This is a genomic window from Hyphomonas sp. UBA3601, assembly GCF_002375605.1.
Taxonomy (GTDB): domain Bacteria; phylum Pseudomonadota; class Alphaproteobacteria; order Caulobacterales; family Hyphomonadaceae; genus Hyphomonas.
On the sequence record NZ_DFME01000110.1, the window covers coordinates 526 to 2,514 of the forward strand.

4 protein-coding genes are annotated in these 1,989 nt (G+C 58.4%); 2 read left to right on the top strand and 2 right to left on the bottom strand.

Annotated elements, in window-relative coordinates; translation table 11 throughout:
- Window positions 1-109: 109 nt before the first annotated feature.
- Window positions 110-580, top strand: coding sequence for an OmpA family protein (locus B4F73_RS11155; protein ID WP_290483283.1), 471 nt, complete (start codon window positions 110-112; stop codon window positions 578-580).
- Window positions 581-586: 6 nt separating this feature from the next.
- Here the strand turns inward: B4F73_RS11155 and B4F73_RS11160 are convergent, their stop codons facing one another.
- Together B4F73_RS11160 and B4F73_RS11165 are read right to left on the bottom strand one after the other, a co-directional pair.
- Entirely contained in the window at window positions 587-1,015 is a 429-nt protein-coding gene (locus tag B4F73_RS11160; protein ID WP_290483284.1) for a hypothetical protein, read from the bottom strand.
- Between the two features lie 49 nt (window positions 1,016-1,064).
- Window positions 1,065-1,694 carry a pseudouridine synthase gene (locus B4F73_RS11165; protein ID WP_290480385.1) on the bottom strand — a complete coding sequence of 210 codons (630 nt, stop codon included), beginning with the start codon at window positions 1,692-1,694 and terminating at the stop codon, window positions 1,065-1,067.
- A 123-nt stretch (window positions 1,695-1,817) separates the two neighbouring features.
- Between B4F73_RS11165 and B4F73_RS11170 the strand changes: the two genes are divergently transcribed.
- Entirely contained in the window at window positions 1,818-1,958 is a 141-nt protein-coding gene (locus tag B4F73_RS11170) for a hypothetical protein (protein ID WP_198019834.1), read from the top strand.
- The last annotated feature ends 31 nt before the right edge of the window (window positions 1,959-1,989 follow it).

Genomic DNA, 1,989 nt, shown 5'->3' on the forward strand with positions numbered 1-1,989 from the left:
CCGATCCGGCCTCCGCAAAGGCCCATGAAGGGCGCACAAAGAAAAGATTGTAAGGAACCGGGCGGGGGAGGTGGCGTTTCTGTTTGCATAGTCACTTATGGAGACGACCATGAAAATCGCCAGCCTGACAATGATTTCTGCCGCAATGGCAGCCCTGGCGGCCCAAGCAGAATTGCCCGCTCCGCCGCAGGAGCCGGTCACGTATGAAACGGCCCCCGCTGCCTGCGCTGTCGAGGAATTCACGATCTATTTCGAGCGGGGTGTTACCCAGCTTGGCGATCAGGCTGAAGCGGTTCTGGATGCTGTGGCTGCGGATTCAGCTCAGTGTGAATACTTCCGGATTGAAGTCGCCGGCCATGCAGATGCGACCGGTCCGGAAGACGTCAATCAGCGTGTTTCCGAGGACCGTGCCGAAGCTGTCATGGCTGCTCTGGAAGCCCGCCGGATTTCTGCTGAGCAGATTGGTGTCATGCCGAAAGGCGAGGCCAGCGCCTATGCGGCCAATGGCCTGGTCGAGCCGTTGAACCGGAAAGCGACGGTGCGCCTCGTTCCGGTCTCGGCAAGCTCGCGGGATTCCTAGAAGTTCCTAATGAGGGCGGCTCTCGGATGAGTCGCCCCATTCCATGCCCATATTCTTCTTCATCCAGTCTGCAAATGTTGCAGGCTTTTCGAGTGTCTTGGGGTCGAGTGTTCCGTAAGCGACGAGCGGACCATCGCGACCCTCAAGCCGGACGCCTTTGACGCGCTGTGTGCCTTCGGTCCAGTCGGCATGAGTGGAGGGATCGAGCAACAGCATGACCTGCTGGCCGCCTTTGCCCTCTTCATCCCGGCCAAAGACCAGGCCGTATACTTTCTCCCGACCGAACAGCCCATGGCTGGATGCCTGGCGTTTGCCGTCCAGCACGACTTCATCCCAGAGCAGGTTCCGTCGCCATTGAAGGACGTGCATCTGCTCATCTTTCACGATCTTGATATCGACATGGTGCAGGGACAGGCGAACGATCTCGGCGTGCATGGCTAATCTCCAAATTATCGAAAAACGATAATGTCAATGATGCGCAGCGTCAAGGCGTCTCGAATGGGCAGGGGGATTGGTAGGTTACTGCCGCGTCGGTGCCCGGATGGCGGAAGATCAACTCGGTCGCGTGCAAGTGCAGCCGGGAGGTCATGTACAAGGCATCATCATGGGCATAGAGGTCATCGCCCAGGATTGGATGCCCCAGCGCGGCAAGATGGACGCGGAGCTGGTGAGTGCGTCCGGTGAGGGGTGTCAGCTGAACCCGTGCAGCTTGTGCGTGGCGCGTCAGGACCTGAAATCTGGTCTGGCTCGGCTTTCCTGTTTCATGGTCCACTTTCTGGCGAGGCCGGTTGGGCCAGTCATTCACAAGCGGCAAGTCAATCAGGCCGGCATCCTCGACGGGCGGCTGCCAAACATCGGCGAGGTAGGTCTTGTGCACACGACCTTGTTCAAATTCAGCGGACAATGCGCGCTGCACATGCTTGGATCTGGCAAACAGCAACAAGCCACTCGTCGACATGTCCAGGCGGTGGACGGTCAGCGCGTCGGGATAGGTTTGCTGGATACGTATGCGCGCGCAGTCGGCCTTCTCCGGACCACGCCCTGGAACAGAGAGCAGTTCGGCCGGTTTCTCCGCGACGATCAGCCAGTCATCGACATGAAGGATCGTCGGCATTTCGGCCGGGGGTGTGTAGGGGGATGTCAAACCAATCCTGCTCCGTTGGAACCAGACCCCCACACATACGTTTGCAGGGGGACGCCTTCGCTCTGGGGGCTGACTGATAAAGGAGTTATGGAAATGAAAAAGCCACTTATTGCAATTCTGTTCGGTCTTGGCGCATTCGGTCTCGCAGCCTGCGACACCAATGAGGGCCCTGCTGAAGAACTCGGTGAAGAAATTGACGACGCTGCAGACGAACTCGAAGACGAAACCAACTAGTCCGGTTTCTCTCGACAAAGAAAAGCCAGCC

Coding starts and splice junctions, on each gene's coding strand:
- B4F73_RS11155 (WP_290483283.1), top strand. CDS start 110: ATGAAAATCGCCAGCCTGACAATGATTTCTGCCGCAATGGCAGCCCTG.
- B4F73_RS11160 (WP_290483284.1), bottom strand. CDS start 1,015: ATGCACGCCGAGATCGTTCGCCTGTCCCTGCACCATGTCGATATCAAG.
- B4F73_RS11165 (WP_290480385.1), bottom strand. CDS start 1,694: ATGCCGACGATCCTTCATGTCGATGACTGGCTGATCGTCGCGGAGAAA.
- B4F73_RS11170 (WP_198019834.1), top strand. CDS start 1,818: ATGAAAAAGCCACTTATTGCAATTCTGTTCGGTCTTGGCGCATTCGGT.